Source organism: Collinsella sp. CLA-ER-H11, from assembly GCF_040092445.1.
In the GTDB taxonomy this organism is placed as follows: Bacteria; Actinomycetota; Coriobacteriia; order Coriobacteriales; family Coriobacteriaceae; genus Collinsella.
In genome coordinates this window covers 156,744-169,105 of sequence record NZ_JBBNLN010000004.1, presented here as the reverse complement: position 1 = coordinate 169,105, position 12,362 = coordinate 156,744, and the positions used below count along the sequence as shown (strand labels likewise).

General features: G+C 65.0%; 26 protein-coding genes. All 26 read left to right on the top strand.

What is annotated here, in order from left to right; all coding sequences use genetic code 11:
* Positions 1–2: 2 nt before the first annotated feature.
* The 26 genes from AAAX35_RS04750 (at position 3) to AAAX35_RS04625 (ending at position 12,354) form a co-directional block, all read left to right on the top strand.
* Positions 3–428 (top strand): hypothetical protein, encoded by a 426-nt coding sequence (locus AAAX35_RS04750; protein WP_271738008.1) that lies wholly within the window; start codon positions 3–5, stop codon positions 426–428.
* A gap of 367 nt (positions 429–795) precedes the next feature.
* Positions 796–1,065, top strand: coding sequence for a DUF3850 domain-containing protein (locus AAAX35_RS04745; RefSeq protein WP_349116902.1), 270 nt, complete (start codon positions 796–798; stop codon positions 1,063–1,065).
* Positions 1,066–1,111: 46 nt separating this feature from the next.
* Positions 1,112–1,621, top strand: a complete 510-nt coding sequence (locus AAAX35_RS04740; RefSeq protein ID WP_349116901.1) for a hypothetical protein — start codon at positions 1,112–1,114, stop codon at positions 1,619–1,621.
* Positions 1,608–1,808 (top strand): hypothetical protein, encoded by a 201-nt coding sequence (locus AAAX35_RS04735; protein WP_147356478.1) that lies wholly within the window; start codon positions 1,608–1,610, stop codon positions 1,806–1,808. Before AAAX35_RS04740 ends, AAAX35_RS04735 begins: the two co-directional genes overlap by 14 nt.
* Positions 1,801–2,169, top strand: coding sequence for a hypothetical protein (locus AAAX35_RS04730; protein WP_161160819.1), 369 nt, complete (start codon positions 1,801–1,803; stop codon positions 2,167–2,169). Before AAAX35_RS04735 ends, AAAX35_RS04730 begins: the two co-directional genes overlap by 8 nt.
* Positions 2,156–2,431, top strand: coding sequence for a hypothetical protein (locus AAAX35_RS04725; RefSeq protein WP_349116900.1), 276 nt, complete (start codon positions 2,156–2,158; stop codon positions 2,429–2,431). Before AAAX35_RS04730 ends, AAAX35_RS04725 begins: the two co-directional genes overlap by 14 nt.
* Positions 2,424–2,768 carry a hypothetical protein gene (locus AAAX35_RS04720; protein WP_195234072.1) on the top strand — a complete coding sequence of 115 codons (345 nt, stop codon included), beginning with the start codon at positions 2,424–2,426 and terminating at the stop codon, positions 2,766–2,768. The genes AAAX35_RS04725 and AAAX35_RS04720 overlap by 8 nt, the downstream gene beginning before the upstream one ends.
* Entirely contained in the window at positions 2,761–3,027 is a 267-nt protein-coding gene (locus tag AAAX35_RS04715) for a hypothetical protein (protein WP_217107451.1), read from the top strand. The genes AAAX35_RS04720 and AAAX35_RS04715 overlap by 8 nt, the downstream gene beginning before the upstream one ends.
* Positions 3,027–3,248 carry a helix-turn-helix transcriptional regulator gene (locus tag AAAX35_RS04710; RefSeq protein ID WP_195234077.1) on the top strand — a complete coding sequence of 74 codons (222 nt, stop codon included), beginning with the start codon at positions 3,027–3,029 and terminating at the stop codon, positions 3,246–3,248. Before AAAX35_RS04715 ends, AAAX35_RS04710 begins: the two co-directional genes overlap by 1 nt.
* Entirely contained in the window at positions 3,245–3,433 is a 189-nt protein-coding gene (locus AAAX35_RS04705; protein ID WP_217107452.1) for a hypothetical protein, read from the top strand. The genes AAAX35_RS04710 and AAAX35_RS04705 overlap by 4 nt, the downstream gene beginning before the upstream one ends.
* The gene (locus tag AAAX35_RS04700; RefSeq protein ID WP_349116899.1) at positions 3,417–3,701 is read left to right on the top strand and encodes a hypothetical protein; all 285 of its coding nucleotides are present in this window, start codon (positions 3,417–3,419) and stop codon (positions 3,699–3,701) included. Before AAAX35_RS04705 ends, AAAX35_RS04700 begins: the two co-directional genes overlap by 17 nt.
* A complete protein-coding gene (locus AAAX35_RS04695) occupies positions 3,694–3,816 on the top strand; it encodes a hypothetical protein (protein ID WP_275689377.1) in 123 nt (40 codons plus the stop codon). Before AAAX35_RS04700 ends, AAAX35_RS04695 begins: the two co-directional genes overlap by 8 nt.
* Positions 3,817–3,939, top strand: a complete 123-nt coding sequence (locus tag AAAX35_RS04690) for a hypothetical protein (RefSeq protein WP_256441494.1) — start codon at positions 3,817–3,819, stop codon at positions 3,937–3,939.
* Entirely contained in the window at positions 3,936–4,136 is a 201-nt protein-coding gene (locus tag AAAX35_RS04685) for a hypothetical protein (protein WP_349116898.1), read from the top strand. Before AAAX35_RS04690 ends, AAAX35_RS04685 begins: the two co-directional genes overlap by 4 nt.
* The gene (locus AAAX35_RS04680; protein ID WP_118205783.1) at positions 4,133–4,414 is read left to right on the top strand and encodes an HNH endonuclease; all 282 of its coding nucleotides are present in this window, start codon (positions 4,133–4,135) and stop codon (positions 4,412–4,414) included. Before AAAX35_RS04685 ends, AAAX35_RS04680 begins: the two co-directional genes overlap by 4 nt.
* Positions 4,415–4,660: 246 nt before the next feature.
* Entirely contained in the window at positions 4,661–5,092 is a 432-nt protein-coding gene (locus tag AAAX35_RS04675; RefSeq protein ID WP_349116897.1) for a P27 family phage terminase small subunit, read from the top strand.
* A gap of 218 nt (positions 5,093–5,310) precedes the next feature.
* On the top strand, positions 5,311–6,513 hold the full coding sequence (locus AAAX35_RS04670) for a hypothetical protein (protein ID WP_349116896.1): 1,203 nt from the start codon (positions 5,311–5,313) through the stop codon (positions 6,511–6,513).
* On the top strand, positions 6,513–7,931 hold the full coding sequence (locus AAAX35_RS04665) for a phage portal protein (protein WP_349116895.1): 1,419 nt from the start codon (positions 6,513–6,515) through the stop codon (positions 7,929–7,931). The genes AAAX35_RS04670 and AAAX35_RS04665 overlap by 1 nt, the downstream gene beginning before the upstream one ends.
* Complete coding sequence (locus AAAX35_RS04660) at positions 7,912–9,183, top strand: hypothetical protein (RefSeq protein WP_349116893.1); 1,272 nt, start codon at positions 7,912–7,914, stop codon at positions 9,181–9,183. Before AAAX35_RS04665 ends, AAAX35_RS04660 begins: the two co-directional genes overlap by 20 nt.
* Positions 9,184–9,413: 230 nt before the next feature.
* Complete coding sequence (locus AAAX35_RS04655) at positions 9,414–9,872, top strand: hypothetical protein (RefSeq protein WP_271737997.1); 459 nt, start codon at positions 9,414–9,416, stop codon at positions 9,870–9,872.
* A 25-nt stretch (positions 9,873–9,897) separates the two neighbouring features.
* Positions 9,898–10,785: a phage major capsid protein gene (locus AAAX35_RS04650; RefSeq protein ID WP_195234083.1), complete on the top strand. Its 888-nt coding sequence runs from the start codon at positions 9,898–9,900 to the stop codon at positions 10,783–10,785.
* 11 nt (positions 10,786–10,796) lie between these two features.
* Complete coding sequence (locus tag AAAX35_RS04645) at positions 10,797–10,994, top strand: hypothetical protein (RefSeq protein WP_349116892.1); 198 nt, start codon at positions 10,797–10,799, stop codon at positions 10,992–10,994.
* A 2-nt stretch (positions 10,995–10,996) separates the two neighbouring features.
* Positions 10,997–11,392 (top strand): Gp19/Gp15/Gp42 family protein, encoded by a 396-nt coding sequence (locus AAAX35_RS04640; protein ID WP_349116891.1) that lies wholly within the window; start codon positions 10,997–10,999, stop codon positions 11,390–11,392.
* On the top strand, positions 11,389–11,730 hold the full coding sequence (locus AAAX35_RS04635) for a hypothetical protein (RefSeq protein ID WP_349116890.1): 342 nt from the start codon (positions 11,389–11,391) through the stop codon (positions 11,728–11,730). The genes AAAX35_RS04640 and AAAX35_RS04635 overlap by 4 nt, the downstream gene beginning before the upstream one ends.
* Positions 11,723–12,013, top strand: coding sequence for a hypothetical protein (locus AAAX35_RS04630; protein ID WP_349116889.1), 291 nt, complete (start codon positions 11,723–11,725; stop codon positions 12,011–12,013). The genes AAAX35_RS04635 and AAAX35_RS04630 overlap by 8 nt, the downstream gene beginning before the upstream one ends.
* Entirely contained in the window at positions 12,013–12,354 is a 342-nt protein-coding gene (locus AAAX35_RS04625; RefSeq protein ID WP_349116887.1) for a hypothetical protein, read from the top strand. Before AAAX35_RS04630 ends, AAAX35_RS04625 begins: the two co-directional genes overlap by 1 nt.
* Positions 12,355–12,362: the final 8 nt, after the last annotated feature.

The window sequence follows — 12,362 nt, the reverse complement described above, 5'->3', positions numbered from 1 at the left end:
CAATGGCGAATATCGAGTTACCAAAAGATGCCGAGGGCCGCGAGATTCCGCTGGACACCAAGGTGCTGTACAACAACATAGGCGTCGGGTACGAGGTGAACAGGTTCACGTTCGGATTCGATGTGATCACACACGAGGTCGAATGGACAGCCGAGTCCTACGGGACTGGGGACATGGTGTACCACTTACCTGCCAACTCCATGTACCTCGAGAAGCCGGACAGTCTCAAGCAGCTCGCGGAAGACCTCAACCGTGTGTGGGATGTGCACGGCAAAGGCTGCAGGGACATGCCGTGCCACTACGACAAGGACCGTGGCGAGTACTGCAACGATTGCAAGCTGTGCAGCCACGGGAAGATGAATTGCCTCGATGCCATGATGGCCAACATCGTATCGCGTGTGAACCGTCTTGCCGGTGATTCCGAATGATTGAGCTACCGAGGGACGCCGAAGGGCGTGAGATTCCGCTGAACACGAAGAGGTTATACGACGCCGGCGGTGTCCCGGTCAGCATTCGAGCGTTCCGCTACAACCCGAATGAATGCTTCTGGAGAGTCGAGCGTTTAGACGGGTTGGGAACCCCAATGACGACAGCGCTAAGATTCACCCAGCCAGACAGCTGGGAGAAGCTCGAAGAGGACTTGGACAAATGCGTCGCAGAAGGCACCGCTTGCACGTACTTCAGCAAGGATGGAACCTGTCAAAGTTGTTCTCTCAGCAATATAACAACTGGTTGCTCTCCGAAAGTGATTGAGGACATCGTATCCCGCATCCGCAAGCTGAGGGGTGAGGCCTGATGGCGACGCACAGGCTCAAGATTCAAGAGCAATACGCCGACGCCGTCCTGAACGGCACCAAGACGTTCGAGATTCGCAAGAACGACCGGGGTTACAAGGTCGGCGATGAGATCGTATTCGACGTTGTCACGAACGAAGGCTACGCCGTCGGGGAAGCAGCCAGGCATCCGCTCAACAGTGAAGTCTACCGAATCGACTACATCCTCGACGACTTCGAGGGCCTTGCCCAGAAATACGTGGCGCTGGCCATATCCAAGGTGGACGAATGATTACCGATGAAAAGCGCCGCGAGGCGGCGGCGAAGGAGGTATAGCCATGGCATACAGCGACTACGGCGCGTTCGTGTACCTCAACGGCGAGCGCAGAACCGACAAGGAGGACGTAGGCGTATACGACACCGACGAGGGTTCCCTGCCTACTGGACTCCGCGTGTACGCGAACATCATGAAGCACCATGACGGATTCGAGTGGTTCGAGTTCTCGCACCATGGAGTCATGGGCGACGGCAATGTCCGCGTCGGGTGCTACAAGCAGGGTTGGCCGGAGGTCTACGAGTGGGAGGACGGCGAGGACAAGCCGACCATATACACGTTCGATGACCTTTCCCGCAAGTTCGGGTGGGACGGTTACGAGGAGTACGGCGACACGAGGTACGCCGCAGACGAGTACGACGAGGAGTTCGACTTCCTTGGATGGCACTTCCACTTCTGGGGCGACGATACCGGCGGTACTCCGAGGTACGGGGCGACCATGAGCCGCGACGGAGAGACCTGGGAGTGCGACTACGACTGTATGTTTGGAGCTGGTTTCGATGACATTCACTAGCGAAGAGCGACGCGAGATGGCTGAGAACCTGCGACACCTGACCATCGGCCACTCCATCCAGTACAAGGAGCAGTTCTTCGACGAGCTTGCCGAGGTGGTGGTCGGCTTCGAGGACTACCATGACTTCGATGTTGTCCTCGATAAGCTCGCTGATCTCATTGACCCGGAAGGGGGAGACGATGATTAACGACGAGGAGCGCAAGCGAGCGGTGGCTGAGTTGCGCGAAGCATCGACCGGGGCATACCGCCACGTTGATTCACTCGACGTGATTGCAAACTCAATCGGCGTCGAGGTGGACGGCAAGTTCATTCACGAGGTTGAGAACGAGACGTACGCGGCCCTTGCAGACCTAATCGACCGTCCGACATGTCACAACGTCGCCGACTACACCAAGGAATCATTCAAGTGCTCAGAGTGCGGGTGCCGCGTGCTGGTGCCCGGCGACAGGCCGGACGGTGTGCTCGTCGTGACCTCCGAGGCGTTCCCAGTCGACTGGTACTCATGCCCGGTCTGCGGGGCGGTGGTGGTGGAAGATGAAGCGTATTAAGTTCGCAAGGCCGGTCGATTGCCCGACGTGCGGTGCGACCCCGTCGCACCAGAAGTGGAAGCCGCGCAAGCTGGTCTACACCAACGAGACGGTCGCGATAGGGGACGTCGACCCAGTCGACGCCGTCCACTGCCCTAGGTGCGACCTCGTCTTCGGCGTCGTGCATTACGAGCATGACGACACGTACATCACGAGCTGGACCGAGTTCGAGACTGTCCCACGGTATTGCCCGTGGTGTGGGGAGGATTTGACTGATGATTAGCGACGAGCAGCGCCGCGAGGCGGCGGCGAGCCTGCGCGGGTCGAGGGGCTTCTTCAACAGCCTGCCGAGGACCGTCCTCGAGCCGTTCATATTCGACATCTTCGAGCGCGTGCTCGAGTGCGTCGGCTATACGGAGGGCAACGTATTCGACTATCTCGCCGACCTCGTCGACCGCGGCGAGTGCGAGAACGTCTACGACGGGAGCGTCCAGGACTCGTGCGACAACGGCTTCCTGTGCTCGGTCTGCGGCTGCAAGGTCGAGGACGAGGAGCACTACCGCGTGAGCGGCGTCTGGAACTATTGCCCGCAGTGCGGGAGGAAGGTGCGGCATGGCTGACGAGATGAGGCCGGCGCCGTCGCCGTCCGTCGACCTGCGGAGACCGGATGGCCCCGCCGCGAGGGCCGCGGCCGCCATCATGGCCAACGCGGTGGCGAGCTTCAACGAGGCCCTCGTGCCCGTGCTGCGCGGCGTGAGGCGCGAGGCGAGGGCGCTCTGCAAGAGGCTCGACCCGAAATGGAGGCGCGCCCGGATTCGCGCGCTCAAGAGGTCCCGCCGCAACGTGGAGACGCTCAAGCGCGAGGGGAGGTGCAGGTGATGGCGACCGAGTACGTTCTGGACGCCGACAAGATCGCCCATTGGCGCATCGACAACCACGTCCCGCTGAAGCAGCTGGCGCGCGCCGCCGGGGTGAACCTCAGCAGCCTGAGCCATGCCATCAGCAACGGCAGGGAAGTGAAGATGAACCTGCTGCTCAATCTGGCGGAGGCGATGGGCGAAGACCCGCGCGACATCGTGAGGAAGAAGGTGGAGAGATGAGATTCGAGATAATCGAGCGCCACATCATCGACGTGCCTGACAGCGAGCTCACGGACGGCGAGCGCCCCTTGGGCAAGATGGCGCTCGTTGAGGTTCTCGACGTCATCGCGGAGAACCCGCACAGGTTCATCGAACGGTACGAGATGTACCGCGAGGAGGTGATCCGCCTTGGGGGCAAGCTGTGATCCGGGCTACAACCTCCCGGACGGATGCACCGGCGCGGCAATCGACAGGCACTTCGGCGAGGGCAAGCTCACTTGCGCCGAGTGCATCAAGATGTACGAGTGCTGCTGCGACTACGGCATCTGCGAGGTGGAGTTCGACGACGCCTTCCGGGAGAAGTTCGACGGGGCGGACGCGGAGCCGGGCGACGTCGCCTATTGGGCGCTCCCGTGGATAGCGGACCACATGAGGGACATGCAGGAGGAAGCGTGCGCCATGTTCTGTGGCTGATGCCGCTGGCGGCGCTCACCGCGCTGCTGGCGTGGGCGGCGAGGTCCGCATGGGCGCTCGCCGTGGTTCTGACCGTTCTCGTGCGCATGGCGTGCGGGTGAGATTGGAGGATTGAATGGACGAGATTGGAAGGCTGATCGGCAGGCTCATCGGGTGCCTCATCATGACGGTGCTCGTGTTGCTGTGCGTCGCCGCAGTGCTGTGGTGCATGCAGCTGGTCGTGGGGCTGGTCGCATGAGTGCGGGCGAGAGGGTGGTGCGGCAGCTCCGCGACGCCGCGGCCCTGCTGGAGTCCATGGCGGAAGACGTGGCGGGGGACATCGACGAGAGGTTCGTGCTGCCGCCCATAACGCTCACCATCAAGATAGGAAGCACCGACGAGACCCCGACCCTGTCGGTGAAGAAGGACTACCTCGCGAGGAAGCGCCTGGCATGACGTGGAGCTCCAACGGCAACGCCGAGCGCAAGCTCAAGGCGAGGCTCCGCGCCGAGGGCAGGCCGTGCCACATATGCGGACAGCCCATAGACTACAGCCTGCCGCCCGGCACGCCGTGGAGCTTCGAGGCCGACCACGTGGTGCCGAGGGCGAGGGGCGGCGCGGTGCTGGACTACGCGAACCTCGACGCGGCGCACCGCATCTGCAACCAGAGGAAGGGCAAGCACATGCCGGGCGACGCGAGGCCCGTCGAGATAAGGCGCACGAGGCTGTTCTGAAGGCTCGAGACAACTGAATAGGCGGGGCTGAAAAGCCTAACTGGAGGCGCGGTCGTTTGCTCGGCTGCGCCTCACTGCTTTTTGTGGCGCTGAGCCGCCGATGGCGGGGGCATTGCCCCTCCCCGGGGGTGCACGGACACCCATCGCTGCCAGTGCCGATTTCCCCCCGCCCCATGACCTCAGGGCGGGGGTAGGCCGCGAATCTCACCCGCATCGCACAATGCGGGCACGAGAAAGGAGGCCGGGATGCCGAAGATGCCGGAATCGGTCGCATCCGATGACTACCAATCGCAGATCTGGGCGAGCGTCACCGCATCGGGGCGCTTCTCCGACGAGGACGCGCCGAACCTCGCGCTGCTGTGCTACTGGCACGCCGTGGCGAAGGCCGCGGAGGATGCCATGAGCAAGGGCAAGTCCGTGAAGGTGCTCGACCCCGTCGGCTACAAGCCCGTCAAGGCGAAGAACGGCAGGCACGCCATCATGGAGCGCCCGCACCCCGCCGTGTCCGTGCTCAAGCAGGCGACCGCCGAGATACGCGCGCTCAACGAGCTGCTCGGGCTGTCGCGCAAGGCGGTGCCCATCCAGGTGCAGCAGGCGCGTCCGCAGAGCGATGGCGCTAGGGTGCTGAGCCTCATGTTCGCCGACCGCGAGCGCAAGGCCAAGGCGGCGGGCGCCTGATGGAGCCCAGGCAGACGCCGACATACGAGGCGAACGTCCCGGAGGACCTCAGCGGCGACGGCGGGATGGCGTGCGAGCTCGCGACCGCCTACTTCGGCGACCCGCTCCCGTGGCAGCCGCACCTGCTCGACGCGATGCTGGCCCGCGACGCGCGCGACAAGTACCTGCTGCGCACGCTGGGCATCTCCATCCCGCGCCAGAACGGAAAGAGCTGGGTCGTGCGAGCAAGGTGCTTCTACGGCGCGCTCAACGGCGAGAAGATCCTGTACACCTGCCAGCACGGCGACACATCCGACCAGATGTTCAAGGAGCTATCCCAGCCATTCGAGGACGAGGACGAGACCGATCTGCGCAACCTCCTGCTCGCCGTGCGCAAGACGAACGGGCAGCAGGCCATCAGCCTCAAGAACGGCGGACTCATCCGCTTCACCACCCGCACCAACTCGCTGGCGCGAGGCAAGACCTACGACGTGCTCATCTACGACGAGGCGCAGGAGCTCACGGACACGCAGCAGGCGGCGTCCCTGCCGGCAATCTCGGCGAGCGCGATGCACAACCCGCAGACCATCTACCTCGGAACGCCGCCAGGCCCCGACAACGTCGGCACGGTGTTCCGCGACCTCCACGACGACGTGCACGACGGCGAGTCCGAGATGGCGTGGATCGAGTGGGGCGCGGACGAGATAGGCGACGTCCACGACGAGTCCCGCTGGTACGAGTACAACCCGTCCATGGGCACCGTGCTCAACTACGAGGCCGTCAAGGGCGAGTCCGAGCAGATGCAGCCCGACGTGTTCGCGCGCGAGCGCCTCGGGTGGTGGGCGAAGACGGGAGGCTCGCTCCTCTACGCCCTGTCCTCCAAGAAGTGGGACGGGTGCCGACGCGGCTCAGCGCCCACTGACGGAAAGCTCGCCTTCGGCGTGAAGTTCTCCGCAGACGGCTCCAACGCCGCGGTGTCCTGGGCGCTCGCCGACAGGGACGGACCGTCCTACGTCGAGCTGTACGACGTGATGGGCGCTTCGGGCGGAACGGTCGCGATCTCGGACATGCTCCTGCGCAACCGAGACGAGATTGCGTGCGCCTGCATCGACGGCAAGTCCGGAGCGGACGCGCTCAAGCGGCGGATGCTCGACGGCGGCTTCAGCAAGTGCGCGCTCGTGATGGGCACGCCCGCAATCGTGCAGGCTGCAGCTTCGATGCTCAAGGACGAGGTCGACTCGGGCACGCTGTCGCACATCGAGTCGCCGGCGCTCGACGACTCGGCGCGCAAGTCGCTCAAGCGCGACATAGGCAGGGACGGATGGGGCTTCGCGGACGGCCCCGACTCTATCGCCGCACCCATCGAGTCCGCATCGCTCGCCCTCTGGGCGGCTAGAACAACGAAACGAGACCCGCGAAGGGAACAGGAGGCCAGCTTCTGATGGCAGCAGTGAACATGGAACTGGCGGGGCAGGTAGCATCCGCCGCAGGCTTGGAGCCGGGGGACGCGGCGCTCGTCCGCGAGCTCATGACCGTCTGGCGCGAGCACAGAACGAGCAACCTCGAGCGCGAGGACTACTACCTCGGTCACGTGTCGGTGAAGGACCTCGGCATCGCCATGCCGGCGAGCCTCGCCAAGAAGATCAACCCGCGGGTGGACTGGCCCCGCAAGGCCGTGCATGCGCTCGCCGACCGCTCAATCTTCAACGGTTACACGTGCGCGGACGAGCAGACGAGCAAGGCCCTCCGCGCCATCTGCGAGTCGAACCAGCTGGAGCGCCTCTACCGCAAGAACCTCATCGGCGAGCTGAAGCACTGCTGCGGCTTCTGGACCGTGACGGACGGCGGCGGCTACCCGGTCATCTCGGCGTACCCCGCCACCGCGGCGGCGGCGCTCTGGGACGACGCGCGCAAGGCCATCAGGGCTGGCCTCGTCGTGGCTGAGTCCAAGAAGATGCCCGGCGACACCGAGCGCGTGCCGACCGTGGTGCACCTGCTCACCGACTACAGCCTCGTGGTGCTCACGCGCGACGGCGGCTCGTGGGTAGCCGAGTACCGCGAGCACTCGATGGGGCGCTGCCTCATGGAGCCGATGGCACACGGCGCGACGCTCGAGCGCCCCTTCGGCACCTCGCGCATCAGCTGCTCCGTGATGAGCATCACCGACGACGCCATCCGACAGCGCGCCCGCATGGAGGTCGCCGCCGAGGCCGCGACCCTGCCGCAGACGTGGCTTCTGGGAACCTACAAGAAGATGCTCAACGATGGCAACAAGTACGACGCGAGCATGGGCGCTGTCAACGAGATCACCAAAGACCCCGACGGCGACAAGCCCACGGTCTGGCAGTCCGCGCAGCTGCAGATGGCCCCGCTTACCGAGTACCTTCGCCAGCTCGCCTGCCAGATGTCCGCCGTAACCAACGTGCCGGCGAGCTTCTTCGGAGTGTCCAACGACAACCCGTCCTCCTCGGACGCCATCGCCGCGTCCCTCGAGCCTCTTGTCATCGACGCCAAGAACCTCAACCGCGACAACGGCACGGCGCTGCGCAACGTGGCCTACATGGCGCTCGCCGTGGCGAACGGCACCGATTTCGCCACCGAGCGCGACGCGGGGCATGAGATCAACCCACGATTCCTGTCCCCGGCGTACCCGTCCACGGTGAGCCTGTCCGACGCGCTGCTCAAGCAGGTGCAGGCGCTCCCGAAGCTCGCCAACTCCACGGTCGCCTACGAGATGCTCGACTACACGGACGAGCAGATCCAGCGCATCGAGTCGGATGCCAAGAAGGCGCAGGCGGGCGCGGCTATCGCATCGCTGTTCGAGCCGAAGGAGGGCGAGAATGGCGGCGGTGCCGACTAGCCTGCTGGACGAGCTGACCGATGAGGTGAACGCGCTGTCGGCAGACGCCCAGGCGAAGGTGAGGCCGGCGCTCGAGTCCCTGCTGTCGAGCTGGGAGCGCGGCGGGGGCGGCGATGTCGCCGCTCTCCGCGAGAGGGCGTACGAGACGATCGAGGCGGTGCTCGGGTACTACGCCGACACGTGCGCCGCCGCCAGGGCAGCCGAATACTACGACGCGGTCAGGGCGTCGCAGGGCTTTCCCGGGAAGTATCGGGCGGTCGCCGAGTCCATGCGAGACCCGGACGACACGCTCGGCGCGGTTAGGTATTTCATCGGCAAGGTCGTCGAGGGCGCCCCCGAGGTCTTTGTCTCGCGGTGCGTCACGAGGGTCGACGAGGAGATCAGGCGCGCCGCCAACAGGTGCGTCGCCCATAACGCGCGCAAAGACCCGGCAAAGCCGTGGTACGCCCGCGTTCCCCGTGGCGAGACGTGCGGGTTCTGCCTCATGCTCGCGTCGTTCGGCTTCTACGCCAAGACCGAGGAGGCGGCCGAGCACTCGCACGCGCACTGCGACTGCCGAATCGTTCCCGGCTTCGACGGGGTGACGACGGTCAAGGGGTACGACCCTGACGGGATGTACGAGAGGTATAACGACTGCCTGGCCTCGCTCGGAGGCCGCGACGGCATCGCCTCCGATTGGTACGCAATGCCGGAGGACGAACGCGAAGCGCTCGTGAGGTGCCACGGCAACAAGGAGGGGAAGGCGTACACCGCCTACCTCAACAACCGCGTCGCATCCGAGATAGAGCTGCGCGATCCGTCTTGGTACGCCGGCGGCGAGCATAAGGGCATAACGTTCACGGACGATGCGGTGAGGCGCGACAAGGTGAAGAGGTGGAGGGTAGACCCCGGAGAGAGGAGAACCGCAGAGAAGCTGGCGGCACTGGGCTACAAGACCGAGTTCTGGGAAGACGAGGTGCACCTAAAGAGCGAGAACGCGCAGGGAAAAACGACCGTAAGCCGCGCCGACCTGTCCACGGGCATCGAAATCAAGACCGTTTACACGTCGAAATCGGAGAACACGTTCAAGTCGCACATGAAGTCCGTGGCCAACAAGAGCGGGGTGCGGTTCGCCGTCTTCGACGTCAGCGAGAACAAGTCGGTCACCGACAGCCAAGCCGAAGCGTGGATACGCAAGTACATGAAGAGGTACGGAATCTCTGAGGTGCGGATGCTGGGGCACGACGGGTCGCTCCAAACGATAAAAAAATAGGCGGGAGCTGCATGTCTCAATAGGTGAGTCAAACAGCTTCCGCCTAACCCCATCATACCGCATGGCCGCCCACGGGCGGCTTTTTTCATGCCGAAAAACGCCAAACAGGCCAAATCTCACGCCCGTAGGACACTGCCGCGCGACAGGGCCGCACGGCCCGAAACGCACATCTAAGGGGCTCGGCCGCACGGCTGGCCCGACGGGCCGCACGGTCCGGGAAAGGACGCGACATGGCAGCAGAGACCAACACGGAGCCCACGGGCGGTACGGAGCCGACCGGGGGCGAGGAGCCCGACTACAAGGCGCTCTACGAGGCCGAGAAGGCGCACTCCCGCAAGTGGGAGAAGCAGGCCAAGGCCAACAAGAGCGCGGCAAGCGCACTCGACGAGGCCAACCAGGCGAAGAAGACCGCCGACGAGAAGGTCGCGGAGCTCGAGAAGCGACTCGACGCCAAGGAGAAGGCCGAGGCACGAGCCAAGACCGCCGCCAAGGTCGCGCAGGAGAAGGGAGTCCCCGCCGAGCTCATCGTCGGCGAGGACGAGGAGAGCATGGCCGCATGGTGCGACAAGATGCTCGCCGCATTCAAGACAAAGCCCGCGCCGCGAGTGGAGAAGCCCGGCAGCTTCGACAAGGGCGGCAAGGGCGGGGACGAGGCGCTGCGAGACTTCGCCAAGCGCCTCCTGAAGTAAGCCAAACCCGAAGAAAGGCACAGAAATGGCTGCAAACGACACCCAGAAAATCAAGCTGCCGTCCAGCGTGGTATCCACCATCATCGGCAAGGTGAAGGACACCTCCACCATCGCCACGCTGAGCCCCAGCACCCCGCAGAAGTTCGCGGACACGACCTACCTCGTGTTCAACCCGACCGCAGAGGCCGAGGTCGTCGCCGAGGGCGGCAAGAAGTCCGGCTCCGAGATCTCCACCGACCCCGTGGTCGCAAAGCGCGCCAAGATCGTCACGACCACGCGCGTCTCCGACGAGCTGAAGTGGGCCGACGAGGACAACCAGCTGGAGATCATCTCCAACATCATCGCCGACCAGACCGCCGCCGCGGGCCGCGCGCTCGACTACATCGTCTACCACGCCATCAACCCCAAGACCGGCCTCGGCCTCACGGGCTACACCGCCCTGACCGCTGACAAGGACGTCCACAGCGTCGCCAAGACCGACTCCCCGGTCGACGACATCGACTCCCTCTCCGACGCCCTGCTCGACTACGGCATCAACGGCATCGCCATGAGCCGCCAGTTCGCCTCCGAGCTGCGCAAGCTGCGCGTGCCCGCCACCGGGCAGCGCCTGTACCCCGAGGTGCCGCTTTCCCTCAACGTGGGCAACCTCGACGGCATCCCCGCCTCCGTGTCCGGCACCGTGAACGGCCGTCTCGCCAAGACCCCGACCAAGGTCTCCGCGATCATGGGCGACTTCTCCGCAATCAAGTGGGGCATGGTCCGCGACATCACCGCCGAGGTCATCGAGTACGGCGACCCCGACAACACCGGTCAGGACCTGAAGGGCTACAACCAGATCGCCTACCGCACCGAGGCCGTCCTGGCATACGCGGTACTCGACCCGAAGGCCTTCGCCGTCCTCAAGAGCGCCTAGAGGGTACCGAGATGGCTCAGCTAGTCCAGAAATTCATCGTGGAGGACGTGGGCAAGGCGTCCAGCATCCTCCCGCAGCACGTGACGCTCGTCTCGCCCGACGGCAAGCCGCTCGTCGCGCCAAAGAAGGTCGCCAACCCCGGCGCCAGCCCGACCGTCGCGAAGGTCGTGCAGGCCCTCGTCGACGCCGGGATCATGGAGGCCGAGTAGCGATGGCCGCGCTCGCCAGCGTCGACGACTACAAGGCCCGCTACGGCGAGCCCGCGGACTCGGCGCGCACCGAGGTGCTGCTGCAGGACGCATCAGACCTGATGCTCGCGGCATTCGAGGACCGAATCGGCGAGTACACCGAGGGGGCGTGCCCGGCATTCGACCGAGCGGCCCCCGCCGTGTGCTGCCTGCTCGTCAACCGCGTGCTTTCGGCACCGTCCGCGATGGCCGGCGCCACGCAGTACAGCCAGGGGGCGGGCATCTATACGGCATCGGTGACCTACGGCTCGGCGCTCGGCGATATGTACCTAGGCAAGAGCGACCTCAGGCGCCTCGGCCTCACCGGTCAGGCGCTCGGGTCGCTCACGCCGCTGGAGAGGGGAGGGGCGGCCGAATGATGTGCCTCATCTCCGGCGAGACCGTGACCGTGCGCAATGCGGCCCAGTCATACGACGAGCTTGGCGAGCCTGCCGGCGAGACGGTGTCCGAGGAGGCGGTCGACAACGTCGTGGTGTGCCCCGGCGCGACCGCCGACCTCGACTCGACGCGCCCGAACGGCGTGACGGTCGCCTACACGCTTTGCTTCCCGAAGGGCGCGGACGTTGACCTCAGGGACGCGACGGTCACGGTGCGCGGCACCGACTACAAGGTGGTCGGCGACCCCAAGCGATACACCGCGGCCAATACGCCCGGCCCCTGGGACCTCACCTGCGAGGTGACCCGAACCGATGGCTAAGGCGAAGTGCGAGGTCAAGATCAAGTGGAAGGGCTGGAACCGCGGCGGATACGCCGAGGTCATGAACGGCGGGGGCGTGCAGGCCATGCTCACCGAGAAGGCCAACGCCGTCGCGGCCGCATGCAACTCCACGTTCACGTCGAAGTACGGCGAGAGCGGCTATAGCACCGCGATCGCAGGCGGTTCGCTTGCGAGGGGCCGCGTCGTCTACACGGACAGCAAGCACGCCAACGTGAGCGAGCGCAAGCACAACCGCCTGCAATCCGTCTTTGGAGGTGACTGATGGACATCGAGAGGGTTGTCGCCAAGCGGCTCATGGACGCGACCGGCATCAAGTGCGTGCCCGACGTGCCGCGCGAGAGACCCGATGAGTTCGTCCAGGTCACCCTCGCCGCCACGAGCGCGACACGGTTCATCCAGTCCCCGCGCGTGCTCGCCACGTCGTGGGCGAAGACCCGCAGGCGCGCACGCGAGATCGCCGAGGCCGTCGAGCGGGCGTGCTCCGCTATCGAGGACGAGCCGAACGTGTTCTCGGCCGTGCCCGACGGCACGTACCGATGGGACGACCCCGACACGGGGACTCCCAGATACCAGACGAACATCAACCTGACCATCTGCGAATAAGGAGCAAT